This window comes from Rosettibacter primus (assembly GCF_036860675.1).
GTDB classification, from domain to species: domain Bacteria; phylum Bacteroidota; class Ignavibacteria; order Ignavibacteriales; family Melioribacteraceae; genus Rosettibacter; species Rosettibacter primus.
In genome coordinates this window covers 1-1,612 of the sequence record NZ_JAYKGK010000024.1, presented here as the reverse complement: position 1 = coordinate 1,612, position 1,612 = coordinate 1, and the positions used below count along the sequence as shown (strand labels likewise).

At 34.7% G+C, this 1,612-nt stretch carries 1 protein-coding gene; it reads right to left on the bottom strand.

The window, feature by feature from the left end; all coding sequences use genetic code 11:
* Window positions 1-198: 198 nt before the first annotated feature.
* Entirely contained in the window at window positions 199-1,491 is a 1,293-nt protein-coding gene (locus VJY32_RS14300; protein WP_353678610.1) for an IS1380 family transposase, read from the bottom strand.
* Between the last annotated feature and the right edge of the window lie 121 nt (window positions 1,492-1,612).

The window sequence follows — 1,612 nt, the reverse complement described above, 5'->3', positions numbered from 1 at the left end:
TCTAAAATCCGATATAGGACATTAAAAAGTAGATTTTTTCTATAATGTGGTCAATGTTATTCATGATTTTTTCATTGTAATCTCATTTTTTGATTTTTGGTTTATTCAAGTAATAATTTTCCCTCCTTTTTTCTTTATTTGCGCGGACTACTCCCTGAAAAGCTTTTTTTTTATCTGCTTTGGACTTCTTTCCAATTGCTATAAGCGAAGTGCTATTGGGTTGAATCTCAGTCTTAAATATACTTCTCTGAATAGTTCTATGTTCTTTATCGGAGCTGCTATTTGCAAAATAATGTATCGTGCATGTATTACTAATTTACCAGCTAACTTCAAAAGTTGGTATCGTAACGTCTTTATTGTTTTGTTGTGATATTCTTCAGGTAGTGCAATTAGTTTTAACAGTTGTAATATATTATATGCTAACAACCCTACTGTGAAATAAAGACAATTAGCATTGAATTGTCCCATCGGTAAGTGGCTAAGATTTATTTGATGTTTCAACTCCCCTATCTTCTTTTCTATACTGCCTCTACCTTCATGCAGTTTTATTATCTGATAATCATCATATTCTTCTTCTTTTAAGTTCGTTCCTACTATCCAGTATCTATAGTTTGAAAATAAATCCATCTGATTCTTCAATAATTCCCTCTTTACTACTAATCGTACTCTTCTTTTCTTTGAACCAAAATTGTATTCTGTAGAAGCTATCTCATAACTTTCTTTTATTCCGTCTGATGCAATGGCTCTTTTCCACCTCTCTTCAGGTATTGATAATACTGCCTCTAATACTGATGCACTCTGATCGGCTGTTATCGTAAAACCAATATTCTCTCCATTACAATGTTCTACAACTTCTTTCTGCCACCCAGCTGAGTCACTTCTTACTATCTTTATTTCTTGTCCATAATTTCTGCGGCATTGTTCTATCATCTCTACCAATCCTCTTTGTGGCGAAACATTCCCTTCCCGAAAATCACTCCCCACTACCATCCCGTTTTCTGATATTATTCCTAAGAGTGGTTGATATCCATATGTCCCTTTATATGTCTTTTCTGCATCCCCTTTCTCTGACTCAATTATTGTTGCATCGATATCCAGAATATTTCCCGGCTTTTCAACTACGGCTAAAACTCTTTTCATTACTTCCCATAACTGCTTTTCTGTAGCCTTACTACCGTGTCTTCTTAACCAATCCCCTATTGCATCACTCGTTGGCAGTTGCATCCCCTCGAGCAGCTCTTGAAAGGCTTCATCACTCATCAAATGCTTTACATCTTCTAAGTGCATTGCTCCATCTATGAACATGTACATTAGTGTCATTATGTAGTCACTTGATTTTATTCCTCTATTACTCCCCGGCTTCGGAAATTTTTCATCTATCGCTTCTCGTATTTCAAGTCGATCTACTATTTCTTCCACTAATGGTATTCCAATTCGGTTGCTTAGTTTTTCTTTACTGCCTATTACTTTGATTCGTTTTAATGGTTTCATTCTTATCTCTATTTTGCTTGAAATTTATTTTTCACCTATTGGGTGAATTTTTCTTCCCCAAATTTATCCCTTTTTTAGCTCTTTAAACAGTCCCTTTTATTTTTCTATGTCGGAATTAAGA